The organism is Clostridium subterminale, assembly GCF_039521425.1.
Taxonomy (GTDB): domain Bacteria; phylum Bacillota; class Clostridia; order Clostridiales; family Clostridiaceae; genus Clostridium_J; species Clostridium_J subterminale.
Genome location: NZ_BAAACI010000001.1, coordinates 81027 through 106415, shown reverse-complemented (window position 1 = coordinate 106415; position 25389 = coordinate 81027). Strand labels below are relative to the sequence as shown.

General features: G+C 29.4%; 22 protein-coding genes and 3 pseudogenes. 3 read left to right on the top strand and 22 right to left on the bottom strand.

The genetic code is table 11. From position 1 onward, the window contains the following. Positions 1-203 precede the first annotated feature (203 nt). Positions 204-569 carry a DUF1413 domain-containing protein gene (locus ABDZ93_RS00585; RefSeq protein WP_343822659.1) on the top strand — a complete coding sequence of 122 codons (366 nt, stop codon included), beginning with the start codon at positions 204-206 and terminating at the stop codon, positions 567-569. A gap of 105 nt (positions 570-674) precedes the next feature. Then, a pseudogene (locus tag ABDZ93_RS00580) lies at positions 675-1896 on the top strand (IS256 family transposase). A 344-nt stretch (positions 1897-2240) separates the two neighbouring features. Here ABDZ93_RS00580 and ABDZ93_RS00575 read toward each other — a convergent pair. The 21 genes and pseudogenes from ABDZ93_RS00575 to ABDZ93_RS00475 all read right to left on the bottom strand — a co-directional run bounded on the left by ABDZ93_RS00575 (position 2241) and on the right by ABDZ93_RS00475 (position 22771). Beyond that, complete coding sequence (locus ABDZ93_RS00575) at positions 2241-4067, bottom strand: AAA family ATPase (RefSeq protein WP_343822658.1); 1827 nt, start codon at positions 4065-4067, stop codon at positions 2241-2243. A 404-nt stretch (positions 4068-4471) separates the two neighbouring features. Beyond that, positions 4472-4741 carry a topoisomerase DNA-binding C4 zinc finger domain-containing protein gene (locus tag ABDZ93_RS00570; protein ID WP_343822656.1) on the bottom strand — a complete coding sequence of 90 codons (270 nt, stop codon included), beginning with the start codon at positions 4739-4741 and terminating at the stop codon, positions 4472-4474. Next, positions 4728-5228 carry a nuclease-related domain-containing protein gene (locus ABDZ93_RS00565; protein ID WP_343822654.1) on the bottom strand — a complete coding sequence of 167 codons (501 nt, stop codon included), beginning with the start codon at positions 5226-5228 and terminating at the stop codon, positions 4728-4730. Before ABDZ93_RS00565 ends, ABDZ93_RS00570 begins: the two co-directional genes overlap by 14 nt. A 215-nt stretch (positions 5229-5443) precedes the next feature. Continuing rightward, positions 5444-5938, bottom strand: a complete 495-nt coding sequence (locus ABDZ93_RS00560) for a GNAT family N-acetyltransferase (protein ID WP_343822652.1) — start codon at positions 5936-5938, stop codon at positions 5444-5446. Between the two features lie 84 nt (positions 5939-6022). Next, the gene (locus ABDZ93_RS00555; RefSeq protein ID WP_343822651.1) at positions 6023-6721 is read right to left on the bottom strand and encodes a GNAT family N-acetyltransferase; all 699 of its coding nucleotides are present in this window, start codon (positions 6719-6721) and stop codon (positions 6023-6025) included. A gap of 159 nt (positions 6722-6880) precedes the next feature. Further along, positions 6881-7460: pseudogene (locus ABDZ93_RS00550) on the bottom strand (class I SAM-dependent methyltransferase). A gap of 100 nt (positions 7461-7560) precedes the next feature. Then, on the bottom strand, positions 7561-8004 hold the full coding sequence (locus tag ABDZ93_RS00545) for a GNAT family N-acetyltransferase (RefSeq protein ID WP_343822650.1): 444 nt from the start codon (positions 8002-8004) through the stop codon (positions 7561-7563). A gap of 49 nt (positions 8005-8053) precedes the next feature. Next, the gene (locus ABDZ93_RS00540; protein ID WP_343822649.1) at positions 8054-9301 is read right to left on the bottom strand and encodes a DUF6179 domain-containing protein; all 1248 of its coding nucleotides are present in this window, start codon (positions 9299-9301) and stop codon (positions 8054-8056) included. A gap of 8 nt (positions 9302-9309) precedes the next feature. After that, positions 9310-9780, bottom strand: coding sequence for a DUF6323 family protein (locus ABDZ93_RS00535; RefSeq protein ID WP_343824485.1), 471 nt, complete (start codon positions 9778-9780; stop codon positions 9310-9312). Positions 9781-9976: 196 nt separating this feature from the next. Continuing rightward, positions 9977-10489 (bottom strand): DUF3189 family protein, encoded by a 513-nt coding sequence (locus tag ABDZ93_RS00530; RefSeq protein WP_343822647.1) that lies wholly within the window; start codon positions 10487-10489, stop codon positions 9977-9979. Between the two features lie 167 nt (positions 10490-10656). Continuing rightward, positions 10657-11412 carry a PHP domain-containing protein gene (locus ABDZ93_RS00525; protein ID WP_343822645.1) on the bottom strand — a complete coding sequence of 252 codons (756 nt, stop codon included), beginning with the start codon at positions 11410-11412 and terminating at the stop codon, positions 10657-10659. Between the two features lie 357 nt (positions 11413-11769). Next, the gene (tsaA, locus tag ABDZ93_RS00520; protein WP_343822643.1) at positions 11770-12237 is read right to left on the bottom strand and encodes a tRNA (N6-threonylcarbamoyladenosine(37)-N6)-methyltransferase TrmO; all 468 of its coding nucleotides are present in this window, start codon (positions 12235-12237) and stop codon (positions 11770-11772) included. A gap of 213 nt (positions 12238-12450) precedes the next feature. Continuing rightward, a complete protein-coding gene (locus ABDZ93_RS00515) occupies positions 12451-12927 on the bottom strand; it encodes a pyridoxamine 5'-phosphate oxidase family protein (protein WP_343822641.1) in 477 nt (158 codons plus the stop codon). A gap of 332 nt (positions 12928-13259) precedes the next feature. Beyond that, on the bottom strand, positions 13260-13877 hold the full coding sequence (locus tag ABDZ93_RS00510; RefSeq protein WP_343822639.1) for a DUF6273 domain-containing protein: 618 nt from the start codon (positions 13875-13877) through the stop codon (positions 13260-13262). 120 nt (positions 13878-13997) lie between these two features. After that, on the bottom strand, positions 13998-14441 hold the full coding sequence (locus tag ABDZ93_RS00505) for a GNAT family N-acetyltransferase (protein ID WP_343822638.1): 444 nt from the start codon (positions 14439-14441) through the stop codon (positions 13998-14000). A 78-nt stretch (positions 14442-14519) separates the two neighbouring features. After that, complete coding sequence (locus ABDZ93_RS00500; RefSeq protein WP_343822636.1) at positions 14520-15269, bottom strand: GNAT family N-acetyltransferase; 750 nt, start codon at positions 15267-15269, stop codon at positions 14520-14522. Positions 15270-15498: 229 nt separating this feature from the next. Continuing rightward, positions 15499-16419, bottom strand: a complete 921-nt coding sequence (locus ABDZ93_RS00495; protein ID WP_343824484.1) for a GNAT family N-acetyltransferase — start codon at positions 16417-16419, stop codon at positions 15499-15501. A gap of 992 nt (positions 16420-17411) precedes the next feature. Beyond that, positions 17412-18659 carry an McrC family protein gene (locus ABDZ93_RS00490; RefSeq protein WP_343822634.1) on the bottom strand — a complete coding sequence of 416 codons (1248 nt, stop codon included), beginning with the start codon at positions 18657-18659 and terminating at the stop codon, positions 17412-17414. Next, positions 18649-20880, bottom strand: coding sequence for an McrB family protein (locus ABDZ93_RS00485; RefSeq protein ID WP_343822632.1), 2232 nt, complete (start codon positions 20878-20880; stop codon positions 18649-18651). Before ABDZ93_RS00485 ends, ABDZ93_RS00490 begins: the two co-directional genes overlap by 11 nt. A gap of 309 nt (positions 20881-21189) precedes the next feature. After that, on the bottom strand, positions 21190-22059 hold the full coding sequence (locus ABDZ93_RS00480) for a methionyl aminopeptidase (RefSeq protein WP_343822630.1): 870 nt from the start codon (positions 22057-22059) through the stop codon (positions 21190-21192). A 31-nt stretch (positions 22060-22090) separates the two neighbouring features. After that, on the bottom strand, positions 22091-22771 hold the full coding sequence (locus ABDZ93_RS00475) for a DUF5680 domain-containing protein (protein ID WP_343822628.1): 681 nt from the start codon (positions 22769-22771) through the stop codon (positions 22091-22093). Between the two features lie 79 nt (positions 22772-22850). On the opposite strand from ABDZ93_RS00475, the pseudogene ABDZ93_RS00470 reads away from it, so the two are divergent. After that, positions 22851-23195, top strand: a pseudogene (locus ABDZ93_RS00470) (GNAT family N-acetyltransferase); the annotation flags it as partial. Positions 23196-23468: 273 nt separating this feature from the next. Here the strand turns inward: ABDZ93_RS00470 and ABDZ93_RS00465 are convergent. After that, positions 23469-25097 (bottom strand): HEAT repeat domain-containing protein, encoded by a 1629-nt coding sequence (locus ABDZ93_RS00465; protein WP_343822626.1) that lies wholly within the window; start codon positions 25095-25097, stop codon positions 23469-23471. Between the last annotated feature and the right edge of the window lie 292 nt (positions 25098-25389).

Here is a 25389-nt window from a genome sequence, read left to right as displayed (position 1 = left end):
AGGTATAAACAATGTCCCTTAATTATACCTTTATGACAACCCATTAATCAAAAAAAATTAATCAAGGTTGTATACAACTTAAATTTTTAATTTTTACTTTACATATTCAAATTTTTATTATATAATTCTTTTAATGGTGTAAACACCATTGTAAACTACATTGTTTACTATCGTTTAATATTAAATTTATGGAGGTATTGCAAATGCCAGTTATTTCAATAAGAGTTACTGAAGAACAAAAATCAGAGTTAGAACGTAAAGTTGCTGAGAATAATATGAGTAGTATAAATAGTTACATACTCTCTTGTATTTTACCAAATAACGCTTCTACAAATAAAAACCTTCTTACTCATAAAATGATTCTCGATAAGTTAGAAAACTATAAATCAGGTGAATTATTTAATATTCCTGAACTTTTTCCAAAAGCTGAATGGGATTCATTTTCTAACACTGTTAGTGTTGGTAGAACTTTTCGCCTAGCTGAAAAAGAAAAAAATAGTTTAGTTTCTAAAAAAGTTATATTTGTAGAAAAAAAATCTGGTTATCCAGCAGTTTACAAGGTTAGATAATATTGTATAATCAAATTCTACGAGTCTGTGAAAAAAACTCTGTAAATTACAAGTAATAGCAGCTTCCTATGATAAAATAAAAATATCATGGGAGGCTATTTTATTATGGGTAAAAGAAAAGAAAGATTAAGTGTAGGTAAAAAGAATATTATTACAGATTTAATTAGAGAGTATGATATTCAATCTGCGGAAGATATTCAAGAGGCGTTGAAAGATATTCTTGGAGGCACTATTGAAAGTATGCTTGCAGCTGAATTGGACAACCATTTAGGTTATGCCCCATATGAGCGTACAGATGGCTCAAATGCTAGAAATGGAAAGAAGCAAAAACTTATTCGTAGCAAGTACGGTGAAATGGAAATTGATGTTCCACAAGACCGTTACTGTTCTTTTGAGCCGAAGGTTGTTAAAAAGAGACAAAAGGATATTTCTAATATTGAAGATAAAATAATTGCAATGTATGCCAAAGGTCTTACGACCCGTCAAATTTTAGATCAAGTTGAAGATATATATGGTTTTTAAGTTAGTGAAGGAATGGTTTCTGATATTACCGATAGATTGCTACCGGAGATTGAAGATTGGCAACAACGCCCACTTTCACAAGTTTATCCAATAGTTTATATTGATGCTGTACACTTCTCTGTAAGGGCTAATCATGTTGTTAAAAAGTTCGCTGCTTATGTTATTCTTGGGATAAATGAAGAGGGAAGAAAAGAAATTATTAGTATTCAAATAGGTCAAAATGAAAGTAGCAAGTATTGGCTTAGTGTACTAAATGAGTTGAAAAATAGAGGTGTAAGAGATATCTTAATTATTTGCGCTGATAGGCTTTCTGGAATTAAAGAGTCTATTAATGTAGCTTTTCCTAACACTGAATATCAACGATGTATAGTGCATCAGGTTCGTAATACTTTGAAGTATGTTGATGATAAAGATAAAAAGGAATTTGCTGCAGATCTAAAAACTATATATCATGCTCCAGCTGAAGAGCCAGAGCATGCTCGCATGCTTGAAGTTACTGAAAAATGGCACGAACACTATCCTAATGCAATAAAAAGCTGGTCTGCTAATTGGGATGTTATAAGTCCTATATTTAAGTTTTCTGCTGATGTACGTAAGGTTATCTACACAACTAATGCTATTGAAAGTCTTAACAGTACTTATCGTAGATTGAATCGTCAGAGAAGTGTATTTCCAAGTGATATCTCGTTGCTGAAAGCATTGTACTTAGCAACTTTTGAAGCCACAAAAATGGAGTTTACCACTTAGAAACTGGGGCAAAGTTTATGGAGAACTGTCCATAATGTATGAAGGAAGACTTCCTTAAAGCCTGCGGCTAAGATATAAAAAAATATACCCAGGTTAAGGGTGTTCTTTACATGTAATTTATTTACTATTATATTAAAATTAAGGCATGTTAGCTATATTATGACCTCCATGCCTTTAAAATAATTATCATAGGAAGCTATTTACAGAAATAATTTCACACCCTCAAAAAATATTACTGGAAAGCAAAATTTCCAGTAATATTTAAAATAAAATTATTAATTACACAAAATTATCTAGTGTCTTAAAGTTTGCCACTACTTGTGATACGGTTCTCCGTATCAATATTAAATGAGGTTTTAATATAATTATTAATATATATTACCTTCTATAATCCTTACTAAACTATCTATCCTCTAACATTATAATTTCATTTATTTTTTCAAATAATGGTTTAAACCCTCCAAAATCAATCCCTTTAAACTCAATAACTTCATTTATAATATTATTTGCAAAATCATTTTTAGACATAGCTATATTTGTTTTTTCATCATTCAAATTAACCACTTTACTATCTGAATCAATTATTTTATAAGAATCTGTCCCACATTTATTTTTTTGCACACAGCATATACCCTTCTCTCGTATGTGTACTCCAGTTATTTGTGAAAATTCATTTCCTATATATAATCTCCTTCCATCCTTTTTTCTTTTAATATCTTGATCAATGTATAAATGTTCAATACAAATTTCAGAAACATTTTCTCTATATTGGGGAATAGGAATTAAAATTGAATATACTTTATTTTTATAATATTTATAATCATTATTAAGCTCATTTACAGTCTTAGGAATATCTCTATCAAATATACAAATTATTTTATTTTCATTATCTAGCATTGAAATACTTTCAACTAACTGATGTAATTTTGAATCACATAACGTATTCTCATATTCTAAAAATCTGATATCAAGTTCTTTTATTTCTCCTATTTCTAACAATTTTTCATATGCTTTTTTTATATGTTTCCAATCTGTTTTACCTTCAGTAATTATTAAATGTTTATCTCTTACCGTCTTTAGAGATTCAATAAATGTATCTACTTCAAATGCTTCTTTTATCATTTCTTCTATATTACAAGAATAAAACTTTGGATTGTCTACCTGAACTACATTTCCTTGTTCATTTTTCTTCATAACAATAACCTTATCATTTCTTCTACTATCGTTATGTAAAATAAATGGAGAATGTGTGCTTACAAATAGTTGGGACTTTTGTTTACCATCTATATTTTCAAATATTCTTCTAAAAAACTCTAGTATTTTCATTTGCCACCTTGGGTGCAAACTCAATTCTGGTTCATCAATTAAAACAATTGCTCCCTCAGCCTTATTTGAATCTTTTAACAAAAATCCTCCTCTAAATACTATTTGTTTTTCTCCGGAACTTAATTTGTTAATAGATGTTTCAATTCCATTTTCTTCAAAAATAATTTCTTTACTACCATTTATATTTTTAATTCCTTTAAATTGTTTCCCATCAAACACATAACTAAATGCTTTCTTAAATCTTTTTATTCTAATCTCTTTAATTTCTTCTGGAGGAACTTTTCCTGGATTTTCATTTACCCAATCAGATAGGTCTGCATCATCTAATGCTTTTATATCAACTAATAATTGAGATATTTCTGTACCTAGTTCTGAACTCTGTTTTAGGCTTTTAATATCAATGTCTAATTCTTTTGACGTTACTGTTCCTATTGGACCTGAACGAAAGTTAATTTCTGCAGTTGAATATACAACTTTCATTATCTCCTTTATATCACTATGATTGATAATATTACCATTTTTTTCTATTATTTCGTTATTATTACGCTTATGCTTAACCTTAAATCCATTACCATATTTCAAGTTATAATCCATAATAAAGGTAACTTCTTTCCCATCTAAATCATTAAAATAATACTGAAGATTATTACCTTTTTTCAACTTTTCAATTTCATAATCTGAGAATTCAACAGTAATTTTATTTATTTCATCTCTTATATTTTCACTATTTACACACTCTCCTGAAATAAAGTTATATATTATTTCTAATAATGTAGTTTTTCCACATCCATTTTCACCAGCTAAAATTATTATGTCTCTAACCTTCATGTTTTCATCTGTAAATGAAATATTTATATCACCTAAAACAATATTATTTTTTATTTCCACTCTTTTTATCCTCATAAGTTCCCTCCAACCCAAATTCACACTACTAAATTATAACAAAAATATATACTTTTTTAAATATATCTTTTCATGAAAATATCCTCATTTACTTATGATACGGTTCACTCTTAATTGTCCTAAATTTCACCCTATATACTTTTAATATCTCCTATTACCTATCCAAAACCCCATACCCTTGATTAAAAACTTTCTGATACATCTATCCAAAGCTTAGTTGCTTTATTTATCTCCCTTTTCTGGTGCTGTGATTTTAAATGGAATTGCTGGTATATTATGATTTAACTAGTTCTATGTACAATAAATATACTTTAATTAAATAAATTTATTTAACTTCTCTAAATACTCTATATCAAGTATATCATTAATAAAATTGCTAGCTATCCTATATCGTATTGATCTGACTATTTCAAAATAAATCTACATTTAGGATAATTGCTGCACCCTTTAAACTCGCTATATTTGCCTTTTCTCAGAACTAACTTGCCTCCACACCTAGGACATATATCATTACTTATTTTATTCTTATTATCAATTAGTCGATTCTGAATTTGTGCTACATGGACTTTCCTATTTTCTTTACCATCAATACTCAAAGAAATCAGCTTAGAGTATATTTGTTTTTTTACAGAATCTCTTAATGCCTGTTTATTGTATTTTTTAATTGTCTTCAATAAATTTATTGTATATAACATCTGTTTTACATTTAACTTTTAAATCCGCTTTAGTAGTGAAAACTACAATAGGAATGTAATTCACTTCTGGAAAGTCACCTAGTATCTTTTTTAGAGCTTGTATATGTCCGTAATTCTGTCTTATTGGATTATACATATTTTTTTTAGGTTTATAATTTTTTTGTATCCAATATTCATCAAATTCATTCCCTATAATCCTTCCCTTATAGTTTTTAGTTTCAATAACAAAAACACCATAATTAGATACAACAACATGATCGATCTGGGTTGTCTTACCTCCCACCTGTAGCATTATATCATTTATAACCATATACTTAGTCTCATCAAGTCTTGATAAAAAAAAGGATACTGATTTTTCTCCAAAGAATCCCTTTATTCTTGGCATAAAAAGATCTAATATTACTACTACAATTACCAAAACCCATAAATAGCAAAATCTAATCAAAAGTTCAACAATTACTTCCACTTATTTCACTCACCTTTAGTACTATTCTTAAATTGAATATTATTTTACCTCATCCTTATTATTTAAACTTAATTAAGAATATCCTTATTGTACCACCTCACTTTCCACTGCTCAATAAATTCATACCATATAAAGCATATATTTCCTTTATTTAATGTATAATTACATAAAAAACAGCAGAATTCTGAAATTCTACTGTTTCTATTTGTACCTATTTATTTATTACAAAATCTATGAATAGGACCATCCCAGACTTCATTACCATCTTGAAGTTCTATGAAGTTACCTAAAGTATATTGGTTTATTACATTATTCCAAAAAATATGAGAAACCTTATGTAAACGCAACTGTTTTACTTCCCAATTTCCTTGAAACTTATTAAAAACTTCAAAAGCCACAATTTTACCTATTCCTCTTTTCCTATATTTTTTTAGAACGAAAAATTCTGCAATTGCATAATCAGTTGGCGATGAGGTAACAACACTATGTTTATTAACAAGAACAAATCCTGCTAATTTATCATCTACTCTAATTATAAAGGGGTATCTATCTTTTTCTGTCCAGTAATTATCCAAATAACTGTAATCGTATAATCCATGTTCATTTAAATCACGATTTTCATATTCTGATAAATCATAATTATATAATTCAATCATATTTTTTAATATTATTTTATCAGCCTTACTGGCTTCTATTAATTCAACCTTCATCTTTCACTACCTCTAAAACATCATTTTAATCAATTAATCAACCTTAAATCGGAATTTGACAAGATAATATTTTGCTATTAAAAATCAATATTTTTCTGCAAAATATTCTACCCATGCTGGATAAAATCCTGTGGCTAAGGCAGTCCTCATTGAAGCAATATTCCCACTCCACGTTGTATAATATGGTATTTTATCTAGCTTCAATATCTCCTTTGTTAATTGTTGAATAACCAATTTTGCTAATCCTTGTCCCCTATATTCCTTAATGGTATCTATGCCTATTTGCCATAGTGGATCATGATAATTGTCTGCACCAGCTACAGCTACCATCGTTCCTTCAATAAAAGCTGCAATTGCAATTTCATCCTTTTCATAGTTTAATGCATTTTCAAATCCAGGATATTTTATATAAAACTCACTCATATTTTCTTTTTCTATTTTCTTAAGAACTACATTATCTGGGCAAATAATATCTTCACTTTTACTATAAAGAAATCTCAAATGTTCACCTGCAAGACATAAATCATTTTCTCTTAGTTTACATTCAATTCTATGAAGATTTTTACCATCAATAATATCCTCTGCTAAAGTATCTTTAAAATTTTCTTTTGCCCAGTTAATTAAATCTCTTCTTCCAATAAAAAGCATTGATTTTCCAAATGAAATCATACGAAAAATTTCTACATCGCTTTCCATGAATACATTTTTCTCATTATCAAATACATTATATTCCAGATTATTATTTGTAATATAATAATTAATTACTTTCTGATTATTATCCATAATTAAAAATCTCCTCTACAAAATACTATTTGCCTGATATTAAAAAATTTCTTATCTCTTTAATTGTAACATATTTTGTAAATACAACATTATTTTTAGTACAGTATTTTCAGCTTTAAAAATAGCCTTAGGCAAGTTATATAAATGTAATGATTATACTTATTTTTTACATTTTATCAATAAAAACTTCATTGGAGGTTTATCTTTATTATCACTATCTATTTCATCAATCTCAGAAAATTCTACAAGTCCATATTTTTACTCCGTTCATTGTTTCATAATAGCTTTCATTAAGTTTTTTACCTTTCCCAAACATAGGAGCTTTTTTTGAAACAGCTGTAAAAATCATATATCCACCTTGTTTTAATTGATTATAACAATCACTAATAAATTTTTCCCTCTCACTTTCATTTAATAAATGAATAAGTGCATAGCTAAATATCCCTTCATAAAGTTTATTTTCAAAAGGCATATCTCCAACTGAACCATGATAAATATTAATATCAATCCCATATTGCCTTGCTAAGTCAATAGCTGTTTTTGAGATTTCGATTCCTGTAACATTTATATTATTATCAATAAATACCTTTGCATTCCTTCCATAACCAATACCAGGTATTAATATATCTTTTATATTATTTTTAATAAAGCAATCCTTGGCAATAATGGCTGATTCCGATGGTTTAAAGCCCCACATTGTTTGTTTTTCTGTAAAACTTTTTTCCCAAAACTCCGTCATACTTTGGCTCTCCTTAAAATGTATTTTTTGAATTTATAACAATAACAACCCCTAAACCAAATGGATAAGTAATGTTTATGTTTTTTATCTTATCATTTAATTATTTTCCCATTATCACTAAATCTCCAAAATCTTCAAAACCATTCTTTTTATAAAATTGAAAAGAAGGAAAATCTTTTTCTGTATTTAATATTATCCCATTTAATCCTTCTTTTCTAATATCCATTTCAATTTCTTTAATAAACTTACTCCCAATACCTTTTCCTTGTAAATTATAATCTATACAAAATTCATCTATATAGTATTCTAATCCTTTTATCCAAGGTTTTTTCATACCAATACTTAACCCTTGTATCTTTCCATTAATACTAATTACATACCCTAAAAAATAATTATTAGCAAAATGATTCTTTAAAAATTTTCTTACCTGTTCTCTTGATTCATATACATCATTCCAAGGCTCTCTTGAAAAAGTTGAAATAAATAAATCAACACTTTCTTCTATCATATTTTCTTCCATTCTGGTTACTACTATGTTTTCCATTTCTCTATTCCCCCGTATTTAAAATCCTCATTAATTGAAGTTTTTATTACTATTTACTTAGATTTCTTATATAATGAATAAATTTAATTTCCCATTCTGAATCCGAACTATATGCTTCATATTTATTATCTAAATAATGTTTAATAATATAAATTTCTTCCTTTGAAAATGTTTTAAATAATTCTAAAGCTTCATCTTCCCAAAAACACACGCTTAACACTTCTACTAAGTCACTTAAGCTATTAACCTCTTCTTTTACCATTGCAATCTTATCTGAAATAAACCTACAATCATTTATTTCATTGATTAAATTGCGTAATCTTTCATTATCCATAGTATCATTATCTATAAACTCACTTTCTTTTAAATCCTCTTCATACTTAAAGGATAAAAATATATTATCAATATTTCCTGTGGATAATCCTACTTTAATTCTAGGATAAATATTCACAGCTGTTTTTTGAATATATTCTATCTTTTCATTATCAACTATCCCTAAAATATCACAGACTCTCTTTGCTGAGCTCTTTAATTTTACTAAAATTTCAGTTTCGGACAAGTTTCTAAAAATCCTTAATAATGTTTCTCTTTGCAGCGATGAAATCGCTAATGTTAATATATCTCCTCCTAAAATATCAAGTCCTATGGCATTTGTTAGTATAGGTTCAAAAATATTAATTAATAGCTCTTTATAATTAGAGCAATAGCTATTTAGAATATAACTAATATTATCCTTATCAAAACATATGCAAAACTCATTTTCAATAAGTAGCACTTTTAAGTATTCATTTATATATTCAATTCCCTGCAGCTTTTCTGATATGGGATTAGAAAGTTGATAATCTATGCTACAGTCTATCTTATGAGCGAAAAATCTATAATCATATTTATTAAAAAATTTATCTATTTCATTTAATGTATCCTTATATGATATGTTTTCTATATTAGGTGAACTTTTTCTAACTGCTTCTAATAATTTCTGTCCTTTCTCCATCAAAGAGGCTATTTTACTCCAAGAAGCTTTTAACAAGTCATTTATATCTTCTTCCATCAGTACTTCATTTACGTTCATTAATCCTCGTAATTCTAATCCTAATGAAAAACAAATTGAATTAAGTAACTCTTCCGCTATTTCTATTGGAACTGATGTGCTATCACCCATTGTATATCGCTCAGTGTGCTTGCCAAGAAAATTCCATATTTTAACCTCAATAAGCAATCTATCTTCTTCACTTATATTTTTATCTATTTGAATACTATCTGAAAACGCCATTAAACTCTTGTTGCTTTCTTCCATAATACCTCCTAAAATTCATGTCCGTACATATCTGTATCATCCACTTCATATCCATATCTTGTATTTCTACAAAGCTCTTCTAAAGTAGTTCCTCTTAAATACTCCAAAGAACCTTGACATTTTCCATCAAAATGTCTTTTCATAAACTCAATAAGTTCATCATCAGCTATCTGATCCATGGCTTCATTTTTAAAAAAATAGAAAGACTCTTGAATCTCTATTAATGTATCTTTATAATTCTGTTGCATTATATAAGGGGAATCACAAAAAACTTCCACTATCTTTTTTAAAATTCCTTCAGAAAACTCAATTCTTCCTGTATCTTTTAATGACTTAAAACGATTCTCCACCAGTTCATTAATTTCTACATCACATAAAGCTAACCCATATTTTATTGTTATTTCATTACACGCTTTTAACTCAATTGCAGCTTGTTTTTTCTGAAAATCTTGAAATGCTAAAGTCATATTTTTATCCACCATAATCACCTCTAGATACACAGTACTCCTAAGTCTAACCCAATACAAGACTTGAAATTTTAGTAATTTTGTGGTAATATAAAATTAGAAAATACTTCCCAGTTTGAAAATCAATCTGGGAAGTATTTTTTATATTATAATAGATTTTTCTTATATTAATGAGGAAACAAAATATAACCTCTATAACAGTTAAAAATCATTTTTTCTTAAATTCCTTATTATCTAAAATAATAACCTCTGACTTATCTTCCTTTGATGCCTTCTTTGTGTGATTTACAAGTTTTATAACGTTCTTATATGATTGTTTTGCTCCCTTTACAAGCAAGGGTACTCCTAGAAAATCAATTTTTAGCCACCTAGAAAGTAATCCACCAAAGGTCATTGGTAATGGAACCGTTGGCGACGTATTAGAAAATATTATTTTCTCATTTAATAGCTTTTCTTTATGAAGCATAGAAGTTAAATTATATAATCCTGGAATTAAAACCTTTGAACGTCCTCTACCCACAACATAGACTTTATTTCCATCTTCATCACTTCCATAATAAAAAAGTTCTCCTCGATTTCCATATACTAACTTATTAAAGTTAGGTAATTTCAATATTTCATCCTTAGTTGGTTCTCGAGTTTCATCCAGCATTTTTAAGTGATAAGCCATTGCTAGAATAGACGAGTGGGTTCCTCCATAACAATTATATATGTATATCATTTAAATCACCTAATTTCTTCTTTTTTTACTTTATTTTAATATTTGTAGTATATGCAATAAACATTTATATTAAACATTCTTTGAACATATTTTATCCAAGTTCCCCAATGTTCTACAATTCTTTATACATAAAATAAATATGTTACAATCTGTTACCACTACCAAACCTAATCTCTTAATAATTTCATTAATTTATGTGCATCTCCATCAGCATTAACAATATCATCATCTGTAAGACCTGCCTCAACTGCAATATTATATGCTTTACCAAAATTCCCTACATCCTCCGATTTGTGTGCATCACTTCCCAATGAAAATTTAACGCCCATGTTCTTTAACTTTTTTATTGTTTCAATATCCATATTTCTATGAGATCTGTTAATTTCTAAAGCAGTATTTCTTTCAACAGCGACCTTTCCAATTTCAATAATATCTGGATTAACATGCTCTAATGGATGATTTAATATTGTAATTTCGTATTTTTTAATAGCATTAATTGCAGCTTCTGTATAATTCCTCAATAAAAGTGGATTTTGTACCGCTCCAGGATGATAACCCACACAAATTATGTCTAGGTAATCAATTATTTCATCTTTAATATCTATATCCCCCTTTTTAGTAACAATATTACATTCTATACCTAGAAGAATCTTAAAGTCATTCTCCTTCAATAATGAACTCTTATTAAAATCATCAATTACTTTACGTACTTCTTTATATTGATTTAGTTTCATCCCGAAGGTACTATGCCTATAACCATGGTCTGTTATTGCTATTTCTTTTAATCCTTTTTTTATTCCAGCTTTAACATTTGATTCAATACTTCCTTTTGCATGTTCTCCAAAAATAATATTAAATAAGGGAATATGCCCCTTTGCAATATTAGTATGGGTATGATAGTCTGCAATAATCTTAAAACTCATTTTATTCCCTCCATAGTTTTATTTTACCCATATTACTGGATAATTCTTACCATATATCACAATTCTGCACAAACAATATATATCATTACTTCTACATAGTATTTGTTTTTTACCATTAAAAAAACCTCCATTATTTATGGTACGGTTCTCCGTATCACAAGCAAATGAGGTTTTTCCATTTTATTACCTTATACATACTACATAATTATAGTATAATTCTAAAGTATTATTTAGTAAATTCTTAATGGGTGGCTATGGCCAGGAAGTTAATGCAAAAGAAAAGAAGCACCCATTCCTTAAAAATTAGTGCTTCATTCTTAATTAATATCGTGTAAAAATAAATTTATATATTATATTTTAAAATAGAAACTCATTTTCCCAATCAAAATCTCCAGATTCTTCACAACATAATGGCCAATGGCTGCACCATTCTGGAACACTAGGCTTTTCTACTCTGTCCACGCTTGGAGTATAAGGTTTCAAATCTAAAATACTACTATCATTCATTGCATCAATATAAGTAATATAAACTATCCCTTTTTCATAATCTATATGTGTTACTTTAGTAATAGACAACGCTATCGGATTAGGTCTTTCAGGTGATCTAGTTGAAAAAACCCCCAACTTTTCAGGTGCCTTTTTATAAGGTTTATTCACTTCTAAAATGCTTCTGCTACTACTATTATCACATTTATCAAACCACCACAATACATCAATGTGACTAAAAGATTCTAATCCCTGCAATCCTTTTATATACTCCTTGTTAATTTGAAGAAACATATTTTCTCCTTCAACTTTAATCTTACCAATTTCTTTTAATTCCATAATTAATACCTCCTATTTATCTTATAAATAGATAATAAGCCCTCACATAATGTGAGAGTCAATATAATTATTTTAATAGAATTTGTATTTCAGTAAGATATTTTTCAGGATTATCTACATCCTCAACACCTATATGACATATCTGCCTAGAGGGTTTATCTGCCATATGCTCATTATGACTTTCAAGTTATAAACTGCTTGTCCTTTACGAATTTATTTCGCCGTTTTATTGATAAAATCAATTTCATACTGACGTTCACCGTATTTTTCTTCGTTGTCAGTAATAGTACCCTCTGTTAGAGTGATACGCAGAACGATTGAGTTAGGATTGTCTTCGTCGCCAACTTCATCGAACCAATCAAAAATTTTTTTAAATTTCGCTCTGATTTCCGCATTCTTCTCGTCCTTGACCCAGCCGAGATTTTCAGCCGTGCCTTGTAAAGCGTACCAATCTAACCCAGCGACGGAAACTTCGTTGTTCTTCTCAATTTGCAGCATTTTATTTTTTTGGGCATCTGTAGAAACATAAAATACGCCTTCTTCATAATAAGCGCAGACCATACGGACAGCAGGGCGTGGATTACCGTCAGTGTTTGGGAATAGTGATATTGTGGCAAGGGCAATAACTTCTTCTTTACCATTTCCGCAACGTTCCTCCATAAGTTTCATCGCGTTTTCGTATTTGCTCATTTCAAATTTCTCCTTTTTTAAATTTATTTTTTCATCACTTTAATATAATGAAAATCAAGGAATTGTAATTGATGTTGTTCATCCATATAATTAAAATCTTAAAATCCATAGCAAATAAACCTAATTAAAGATAAGGTTAAAAACATATTGCTATAATTTTTTTATTAGATTTCTAATTTATAAGAATAAAAACAACATAATCATTACTTTACCCCTCTCTTGTTTCCAATAATTACATTATATTATCTTATTTGCCATAGAGCAATAGAATTTATTTTTAATATTATTAATATTCAGTCTATAACCAAACCACTTGAAACGTGGCCCAAGATTTACAATTCCAGATTTAGCCACAAAGCGGGACGGACGCCGCCTGTGCATTTGCCATCGCTGATGTTGCCTTTCAATATATTGTTGCCTTGGATACCTATATTACCGTCAGTCCCAAAGATGTACACGGCTTTTACATTAACACGACCGGGCGACCGAAGCCACCACCACCAACTCCCTTCTTTACCCAGAAGTTTTGCTATTCGCTTACTGTTGTTTTCATCTTTTCTTTCAAACCAATATCTTTGATTTTTTCCTCGATTTTGCAGTTTTGAACGGCTATCACCGAAATATTTGCACACTTCCTCAATGCTTAATAAAAATATACTGTCTTGCGTATCTGCTCCGCCCTTTGAACCATACCACTGATTATCAAGATTTTTATTTATTACCGGAATTATCCTTGATTTATCAGTTGCGTTGAATTTGTCATAAAATTCACCATTAAGATATTTTCTTAACGCGCAGTCAGCCCATGTTATATCTTTATAAGCGTCATGGTAAGGGAGTTGTTCTATAATATCTTCGGTTATAATTAAAGCCGTATTGTTTTGTATATCAAGCACACGCCAATTATAACCTCCGAATGATAATGATGAGTCAATTTTAATATCTTCCATTTAAGCACCACTTTCTTTGTAATAGGTAATCAGCCTTACCCTTCGAACTTATTCTTAACCCTTCTCCTTAATCGGAAACAATAAATCAAGCTGTAAGTCTTCCGTCAAAAGTTCGTTTTACTAAAGGCGCGGGTTATATACCATAGGGATATATCGTATCTCATTTGTGGTTTCTTCGGGAGCAATGTCGACAAAACCTAATCGGTGATACACCTCAACTGCATAAGGCGACGAATTCACTGTGATTTCTTTTCCAGTGCTGTTTTCTAATACAATCTGAAACAGCTTTTTTCCTATTCCCTGTCTATGGTGCTTGCCATCCACAAAGAATAGAGCGATATGGTTCCCATTATTTCTCGTTGCAATTACTCCTAAAAGGGTTTCACTGTCATAAGCGCCATACATATTCAAGCTATCTAAAAAATCGTTATTATAGATTGCCGTGCGCTTGAAAGTCTCCACACCTTCGGCGGAATAATCTGGCGCTTCAAACTGCATAAATACAGTCGAAACTAATTGAATGGCGGTATCTCTTTGATTTCTATCTATCTTTTTAATTTCCAATACAACACCTCCCTGCAGATGCAGATTATATACTGCTATTTATTTGTAGACACATTACTTCTTATAATAATTGTATTCTCATATCTTGAGTATTCTCTCTAAACTTCCGATATCTAATAAATTCACCGTCTCAAATTTTCCTTTATAAAACACACCATAGTTATTAAAAACACAAGGCAATTCTTTTGCTTTTTGTAGTATATCCACTTGAATTAAAGATACAGGAACATCATTCATTTCACAATACTGTTTTATCTTTTCAATGCTTTGATAGATATAAGGGCATTGCATATCATAATAAATTGTTAAATCTTTACATTCAATTTCTTGTTTTTTAGCACTTTGTGTGAACTTTGGTGTTGTTCCATCAAAAGAAAGTGCAAGCAGTTCATATCCATTATCGGTAGTATCAACAACCTCAAAACCAAACTTCTTCACAAATGATTGATCAGAAAGCCAATGTTTTTGTTTCTTTGCTCCGAGCATGCAAATGCCTGATTTACCCTTTTCTCTTGCATCTGCCAAACAATACTCCATTAGTGATTTTCCATATCCTTTTCCTTTATAACTACCGGAAACCCATAAGCAATATATATAGTAATAGTTATCACCAGTTATAGGAACCCAAGCTGTTTCAAGAGGAGCATATTCAATAAAAACTGTTGCCTTTTCATTTAACTTTCTAAAAACATGACCTTCATTTAATCTATCAGAAAGCCATTGTCGTTTTTCGTCAATACCTTGATGGGGTTTTTTACTGCGTATAATACAGCATAAATGTTCATTAGCAAGATTTTCTGTTGTTAAATTAATAAAATCAGTACACATATTTTAATTTTCCTCTCTTACAAATTCTAATTTATCTTTCACTTAAAACTTATTCACCTTTTTATTATAGCATATTTTGTAAATACATTATTATTTATGATACGGTATTTTCACCTATAAAAATAGCCTTAACCAAGTAATATCAATGGTTAAGGCTAAAAACTTCATTTATTTGTGATATGGTTCTGCGCAACAGCGACAAATGATAAAAATTAGTTAACTGAATTTGCTATAACTGATTAATACTCGAGTTATTAAAATTTGCCCATGCTAAATTACTGTCAATGCATCTAGCCATCCTGTAAGCTATTGGTTTAAATCCACACTTCGGCCAAAATGTTGAGGATGCAAGATTGGTTATTCTCCAATCTGTTATTATACTGTTATATCCCTTTTCTTTCATAATTCTATAGCCTTCATTCATCAACTTTTTACCAACACCACTTCCCATTTGGGAATAGTAAGTGCCCGCAATACTTAACTCTACCCCGCCATCAGGTGCCATCAAATCTGGAGTACTCGACCAATATGCTTGAAATCCTAATCCCTTCATTTCTTTTTCTGCAATAAAGATCATTGCGTCGTTCTCCTCTACCGTACGCTTATACCCGTTCTTTATGTCTGTTACAACTTCGGGTAAGGCGGGTTCAAAGGTTGGTGCTGAATTTTGATAGGATTGGATTATACTAGACATATTACCCATTATTTCACTATCCATTTTATTAGCAACTCTAATTTCTACATCAGATACATTATCAAAAGGCTTGTATTCCTCCATGCTCATTACCCCATGTACTTGTTGGATAAAAAAGCTTAATTTAAGGAATGCCTCATAATATACCTGATTTCCAAGAGGTATTATAGTATAGTGCATAAAGCAACCTTGTTCAAGCCATAGAATAGCAACCTTCGCATAGAGATGCCTTATAAGCTCAGAGGATTGATCCAATCTGATTGCAATCCCCTCATAGGGAACCCATACATGCCTGCCTTTTCTATTATCAATCTTTATCTCTCCCATTATATAGCCTACTAGTTCACCATTAGCAAATGCTCCTATCCCAACGACTTTACTATTAGCAAACAATTTTTCAAGTGAATCTGTGATATATTTTGTATTAAGGCAACTGTTCTTCAGCAAGGGAAACACTTTACTCTCAAGGCTTTGCCTATTTATTAGCAAATCAACCATTGCAGGTATATCATCAATAGTAATTAATCTGAATTCATATTTGCTCATTTCTATCCCCCAAATAATTTATGTAACTATTCAGCTAGCAAAAAATTCTTATGCAGTACGCAGTGTCTTGAATCACTTGCACTCCTGAGAAGGGGGCTTTTTTAAATTAAATAATAAGGAAAAAAGTCCCCTTTTCAATGTCGCTCCTACGTTGATTCCCTACACTGCGTACTGCTGAATGAAAAATTAACTCTAAGGCTGAATAGTTACTAATTTATATTATATTACGTATTTTAGCATTACAAATTACTATTAACTATGTAAAAAACAGTTCATAATTGTTTTTTACATACCTTTAATGTACTTATCCATTTGTAAATATCGCTCTTATTCTTCTTTACACATCCCTATTTATAATGTATATTATAACTTTTTTCATAAATATTACATACGAAAATCATTTTACCTACTTGTGATACGGTATTTTCACCTATAAAAATAGCCTTAGACAAGTTATATCAATGCCTAAAGCTATAAACCTCATTTACTTATGGTACGGTTCACTCTTAATTATCCTAAATTTCACCATATATACTTTTAATATTTCCTATTACCTATCCAATATCCAATACCCTTGATTAAAAGCTTTCTGATACATCTGTCCAAACCTTAGTTGCTTTATTTAGCTCCCTTTTCTGGTGCTGTGATTTTAAATGAAATTGCTGGTACCAACTTATTATTATAGTCTTTTTTGATTTTTCGAACTTCTTAAGCTCTATAAAAATAATTTAAGAAAATAAAGGGTCAAATCATCGTCATTTTCACATTTTGCATATTGTTCTAATTGATTTCCATTATACTAAACCCCTGTAACATCTGGAATATATCCTCGTTTTACATACGTTATTTGAGTAGATCCATAACCATAATGTAGTCCCCGCTTTATGCTCATTAAATAATTTTTAATTGCAAAGTTTCACTAATCCCTCTTTCACTCCACTATAACTCTCCAAATTAATTTCTCCTATCATAATTTCTTTATCTCCAAGGTTACTATTCAATTTCCAAGTTGAATGTGAAGTATCATTACTAATCTTAGGATAAAGCAGGATGCATTTTTCACAGGTTGTATATGTGGTGATGTAGGCATACATTTGATATATGTCTCCTTGATTATATATTTCTCTGTTATCCATGGATACCGCTTTCCATTTTGTATCAATTATTATTTTAGGTTCGTTTTTTTTATATATTACTATATCAGGCTTTAATGCTATTTCATTTCTCTGGGTTTTTGTATTCCACAATAAGTACTTTGATTTCTCTTGGGTTCTTACTGATGTATTTTCATCTTCTAAAGCTTCTTTTAATAGAATTCCTATATACTCTTCATACAAGTAATTCATTTCAAATAACATTGAGAAGCCCTTTTCTTTTCCTGAGGATTTATCCATAGTTATATTTGATAGTATTAGTTTTGCTAAGGTAAATGCCTCTGTAAATCTTTGATTTTTCCTATTTAATCTATAGGTATTTAAAGTATTTGGTGGAATGTATATATCATCCACATCTAATAGCATATTTCTAATGATATTTAAATCTTTGTTTACCCCATTATCTTTTACTAATGTAGATATAAAGTTTGCTGCTCTTTTTAATATTGCGTTAAATAGGTTATTTTCTGTGAATTCATCATATTTACAATAAACCTTTGCTTTGTTAATTCCATTTATTTTAGCATTTTGCGTAACCATGATCTTTCCTTTAATTTTATTAAGGGAATCTTCTTTGGATATATACTGAAAATACATTCCTTTTTGAAGCTCTTTTAGGAGTTTTTGTGTAAATATTTTAGCTAATATATCTATTAAGGATTGTTTTATTATATTAGTGTTTAGCATTTCTTTTATATCCACTGAAAGTTTATTGCACTTTGATAGCATAAACATTAATATATCTCTGTCTTTAATAGCATCCTTTGTTATAGATATCTTTGGAAGAATTTCAATTACTAGGTTTCCTACTGAAATAATCCCTACATAGTTTATAAATTTAACCTTGTTATATCCATAGGATATTCCATTTTGATGTACATTGTTTTTCAAGTACATGGAAAGAGCATTGTATTCCATGGCTGTAATTTCATTTTCTGAATTTCCTACACATAGCCAATCATATCCTTCTCTTAGTATGATATATTTATTCTTCATATATCTTCTTTATCTCCCCTATGCCAATATCTGTTTTAACCCTAAAGAATTCTCTTGTTCCAATATCACTAATATTTTTAAAGCCTTTGAATATATCACTTGCTCTTTTCTCTTCTTTATATATAATATAGTCATCCTTTTCTGAAGAACCTATTCCCCCTAAAACCATTGCTACTTTTTCATTGTCTCCATAGAAATACTCTTGTAATAAAGGTATTACTTTGTTAGATACCACATTTATTATATCTACTGAAGTTTTAACATTGGTGAAGTAACCATGACCAATTAAATGATCTCTATCACATAAAAACTCAATTCTTTCATTAATGGTACTCAATAGCTTATCTATCTCTATTCCTTCAATTTCATCTAATATATCGTAGTTAGGCATCATTTCTTCAAATATAAATCTTCTTCTTAGTGCTATATCAATTTGAGCAATAGACTTATCTGAGGTATTCATGGTTCCTATGATATATAAATTGTTTGGAAGACAGAACTTTTCCTTTGAATATGGCAATGTAGCTGTTATTTGATTGGTTGTACCTATTCTTTTATCTTCTTCTAATAAGGTTATAAGTTCACCAAATATTTTAGATATATTACCTCTATTTATTTCATCAATAATTAATACAAACTTCTTTCCTTCTTTAAATGCTTTTTCTTTATTAATATACTGATTTACTTTAGCCTTCTTCTCTTTATAACTTTCTTCTTCTGCTTTAAGCTGATTTTTTAATCCTTCAAAGGCTGCATTATATGCAATCCTCTTTAAAATACCATCTTCAGTAACAAAATTACCCTTACCATCTGACTTTAATCCTTCTACAAACTCTTCATATCCATAGCTTTGATGGAAGGTACAAAAGGCTATTTGGCCCTTATTCACTAAGGTTTTATATCTATTTAATACTTCTTCTCTATTGTTAGTTTCATCTATTTCTGAATAACCTTCTGGATCAATTATCTCCAAGGCTTTATTTATAACATTATAAGTTTTACCTGTTCCTGGAGGTCCATATAAAATTATATTCTTAGCTTCTTCATTTAAATCATCATTTTCTGGCTCTGGAATAACAGGTTCTTCTCCCTCTAAAATCATATTTATTTTTTTATCGTCCTTAATTGGAGCTATAGCTTTCAAATAATTAATTCCTTCAATTTCTCGTGACTCTTTAGATATCCATTCTACCGGTAATGTATGATGTAGATTTTCATCATACTCATATCCCAAGACCGCATCTTCAAGAACTCTAGCTATGGCAGATACTCTTAATATACTAGTTTTTCTGTTTGGTCCTGTAGTATATGAACTTTTTAAAATCACTATATCATCCTTTTTTATATCACTAAAATAACTTAAGGATTTTATTGTATTATTATCACAATCATTATTTTTAAGATGCTCTTTTAAAGCACCTTTATTGTTAATAACATCACTGATATCTTCATCAAAATATCCAATGGCAATCTTATTTTCTTTCAATAATATAGGAAGTATACTTTCACCACCATAGTTATACCCTAAAGCCCAATAAACTGGCTTTCTAGCTCTTTGACTGATAGTTCCATAAATAAAATCAGACAGCCTTGACATATTCCAATTTTTAAACTCTTCCATAGAAAAAAGTTTTTTAGTAGCTTCATAGTTTATTTCTATAATATTTTCTGGAGTAATATCAACATTTAATCTTAGTATTTCTGCAAGGGGAACTAATACTGAAGATGAGAAAACATCTATAAACTTATCAGGTACATATAAAGATAAAATTTTAAGTAAAACCATATTCCATATAGGAACATTTAAATCTCTAATTTCACTAACTCTATCTTCCTTAGCAAATTCAATAGCCTTTACTATTTTTGAAATCAGCTCTTTATATTCATAATTTAATTCTTCACCTTCAATGTATCGTTTTCTTGACCCATAACCAGTACAATACTTTCCTGTAGCATCCATATAAATATAAAACTTAGAAGAATTACCGCCACCAATTGCACCACCAGTATTCCTTCTTCTTTCTAGCCAATAAACAAAAGTATCGTCATAGGTATCAATATAATTATCCTTTTGCACAACATATTCTTGTATAGATAAGTTACTCAACTCATCAAAAGGAAACCTTTCAACGAATTCTTTTTTACCTTTTCCCAGCTTTAAAAAGAACTCTTCTTTCTCTATATGATCTTTTGATTTATCTAACATTTCTTTTAAATCCATAATTCTCTCCTTTATGTATTAATACTCTTGTTTATAAATGTATAAGACTTAATAATACCCTTATTGTACCACCCTAATCTTTATCCCTCAATAAATATATACCATATTCAACAAATATTTCCTTTGATTAATGTATAATTACATAAAAAAACAGCAGAATACTAAAATTCTACTGCTTCCTTATATGGATTAATTTCATTCATTATATAGTGCATATCTTATAGTAACTTCTATTTTATCACTCCTGCAAATCAATATACCAAGTACATTACAATATATAATATTTCACATTGTTCTTTAACACACACTTTATCTCGAAATTATTTCTATACCATCTTCAGTTACAAGAATTGTGTGCTCCCATTGTGCTGAAAGAGAATCATCATCAGTAAAAACAGTCCACCCGTCATCTTCATCTATAAATATTTCATTGCTTCCAGCATTTATCATTGGTTCAATGGTAAATACCATACCAGGTACTAAAACCATACCTATTCCTCTTTTTCCCAAATGAGAAACAAATGGTTCTTCATGAATATCTAAGCCTACTCCATGTCCACCGAATTCTCTAACTACTGAATAACCATTACTTTCTGCATATTCCTGAATTACAGCTCCAATATCTCCTAAGAATCCCCAAGGTTTAACTGCTTCTAAGCCTTTATTCAAACATTCTTTAGTTACTTCAACCAATTTCTTAGCTTCTTCATCTACTTCACCAATCATAAACATCCTTGATGCATCTGAATAATATCCATTAAGTATAGTTGTTGCATCAACATTTACAATATCACCATTCTTAAGAATTACATCTTTACTAGGTATTCCATGACATACCTCATTATTTATTGATACACAAATACTTTTAGGAAATCCATCATAATTAAGAGTGGCTGGAATTCCACCTTTAGATACTGTATAGTCATGTGCCAATTTATTTATTTCCTCTGTTGTCATGCCTTCCTTAATGTTTTCACTAATTAAATCTAGAAGACCATTATTAATCTCAGCACTCTTTTTTATTCCTTCAATTTGCTCTTTTGTTTTTATAAGATTTCTAGTTGGTACTATATATCCTCTTCTTTTTAAATTGCTTAACTTTTCATCAAATTCTAAATGACAGTTTTTATATTTCAATCCACTTTTGCACCAACATAAATCATTTCTGTTTAATTTCATAATCTTTTCCTCGCTCATATATTCATTTTAATTATTTAACTGATCCTCCATGGAAATAACATTCATAAACCTTAATGTGGTCAAAATATATTTCCTCATGTCCTTGAAACCACTTAAATTCTCCATTTATGATACAATGATATTTATACTGTCCATTTTGATAAATGATAGGACCTCTATATGGATTCTCCTTAGTTACTAAACTCAAAACTTCCTTCAAAAAACTCCCTGAAAATCTTTCATCTAAAACTCTTCCAGTATAATTCATTGACCAAAATGGAATATCATCTTGCCATAGTGCTTCCTCTCCTGCGAACATCTCTCCACCTATATATGTATCTATATATTTTAAGTTTCCTTCTGTATATTCTAAGTCATGAGAATTTGGTCTTGAAGATTCACACTCTGGCCCCTTTCCAGCATATGTAGATTTTTTAGCCCTACATAAGAAATCAATTATATCTTCATTTATTTTATTATCTTTATGCGCTTCTATACATAAACAGCAATTTTCTTCATAATCATTCACTAATTTATCAATGCTTACTTTAAAATAATCACTTAATGCAATTAGTCTAGCTATATCAGGATAAGATTGCCCTACTTCCCATTTTGCAACCGCTTGTCTTGATATCCCTAAAACCTCAGCTAACTTTTCTTGTGATAGCCCCTTTGCTTTTCTAAGTGTTTGCAATTGTTCTTGAAAACTCATTGTTTAATCACCTCTTGTATAAGTATACTGACAATATTATCATGCTTCTACCAATTAAGTATAACAAATTTGACAACCTAAAGTTGCTTTTACGCAAAAACCATCTTTTATGTCAATTAATAGAGTTATAAAAGGGTCAAATGGAGATATGTTAGCAGGACTAAATAGTATATTATATTGCTGGAATTGCCTGTACATAGATGCTTTATGGGTTAGAGATGAGTTTAGAAAAGAGGGGTATGGTTCGGCACTTTTAATTGAAGTAGAAAAAATTGCAAAAGAAAAAGGGTAAAAATTAATTCACTTAGATACATTTGATTTTCAAGCAAAAGATTTTTACATTAAACATGGATATGAGGTTTTTGGTGTATTAGATGATTGTCCTATGGAGCATAAACGTTATTATATGAAAAAGAACATATAGTTTAACATATTCATAAAATCCCAATTGAGTGAAGTCAAAAATTTTAAGTTTCACTAAATATTATAAAATAAAAATAAGCAGAAAGTTGTGTTAAACCTTCTGCTTTTCTATTGTTAAAATAGATGCTATTTGATGTAATATTTGATGTAATATTTACTATATATGCACCTTAAAACCGAACCCGTTGACTGAAATTCTACTGTTTTTATATTTACTAGTTCCATTTGAAAATAGAATAAAAGGTAATTATTTTTTAGTTTTAAACTTAATATTTTATTTGCAAAAATCCCTAATACAAAACTCAATAAAATTCCTATCACTATCTTTAATTGACTTACCATAATCCATTATTAACTTTCTTATTGCCTCAATTTGTTTTTTAGTAGGAGTTGTAAAGGAATAATTATATCTTAATTTCCAATTTTCTATGGCATTTTGACCAAGTGCTGAAATACTATCATTTTTATCTGCACAAAATTCTATAATATACCTTATAGACTCCCATTTACTTAATGAACATAAAAGAATACAGGTGTTAATTTTTACATGATCATATATAGCTTGTTTGAAAATTTCATATATGGTATCTGCATCACTAACATCAATCTTTTTATACAAAACACTTCTAGCTGCCTTGGATATGCCAACTCTTTCATCTTTTATAATGAAAATAAGTTCTTCTTCATACTCTTGAAAATCTAATCGTGCTAATGAATTTATAGATGCTTTAACTATTTTAATAGTATCATTACTCATAAATGTACTAATAATTTTTGAATCGCTAGTGTTTCCAGTCTCTCCAAGGCCACAGATGCTAGAATATAATTGTTCATTTTTCTGTATTGCATCGCGATATATTGCAGCAAAATCATACTTTTTATGCTTTGAAAGTAAATAGCGTGATAGACTACGTACTGATTGATTTCTATCAAATAAACTTTTTTCTAATACATTTATAGCCCCTTCAGGTTGAAATGTATATAGTGTCTCGAGGGCTAGAATTCTAATTTGAGCAAATTTGTCATGAAGCAATAACTGTGAAACTTCAGTAAACTCAGCAGGTGTTATTTCTTGCTGAATATTTCTAAGTACAAATAACCTGTTGTACGAATTGGTGTCTTTAATTAAATAATTAATTATACTTTTATTATCTAAAATTCTTGTTTTAAGAATTATTTTATAACAAGCTAACCTTACCTTTGAATCAGGTGATTGCAGTCCACTTATTAGCTTTTGCGAGGATTCTGAGCTAGATAAAAGTGAAACAACTGCATTTATAACATCAACATGTTCCTCCCTTGAGCATTCTCCTAACCTTAATACTAGAGGTAAATTATTTATAAAACTCATAGTATGTTCCGGGGTTAAATATCTTAGTAATTGCTCTTTTGAACTGTTTCTTACAGGCCTTACCCAATCATTAATCCTAATTAAGAGGTATGGTATTTCATGGCCTGTTTCCATATTCGAAAGAGCCTTTATTGCCTTCTCTCTAAAATATCCATTTGGATGAAAACTACTTAAGCCTAATATAGTAACTTTCTCCTCTTCTGACATTAAAGGATGTAGTAACTCTTTAGGGTCTTTAGTTCTCCAATCGTAACTCCATTCATAAGATACCCTTTCCCTAAAGATTTTATCGACTTTAATTAATTGGGAAGAATTCAATGTACTCATAACGTAATTAAGACTTTCTGCAGATTGTAATTTCACTTTTTCGTTATTTCCAAGTAATAAATGAAATACATCTGGTATAGCTGATAGTTCTAAATTATCACTTAGTAGTTCATTGATCCTGTTGGTATGTGTACTATTGCTTGTCTTGAAAGTTGTCAAATTATTTGATTCTAAGGATTTAGTATTATTGAACTCTCTTATTCTTTGTATAATCTTTTTAATCATGTTATTTTCACCTTATTACATAAAATATATTTAATATTTATCCAATTTCTATTTTACCACCTCACTCTCTACCGCTCAATAAATCTATACCAGTTTCAACAAATATTTTCTTAGTTTAATCTGTGACTACATAGCTAATATTATTCTTTTACAATCGTTATAATATTCTAACATCCCTCTTAGTCTTTCATGACTTTTTTCTAATATGTTTTGAAACTGTAATCCAGAATAACATCAATATTCCTCAAATATAAAAATCCTAATCGCTACACTTCTAGTAATAAAGAAATAC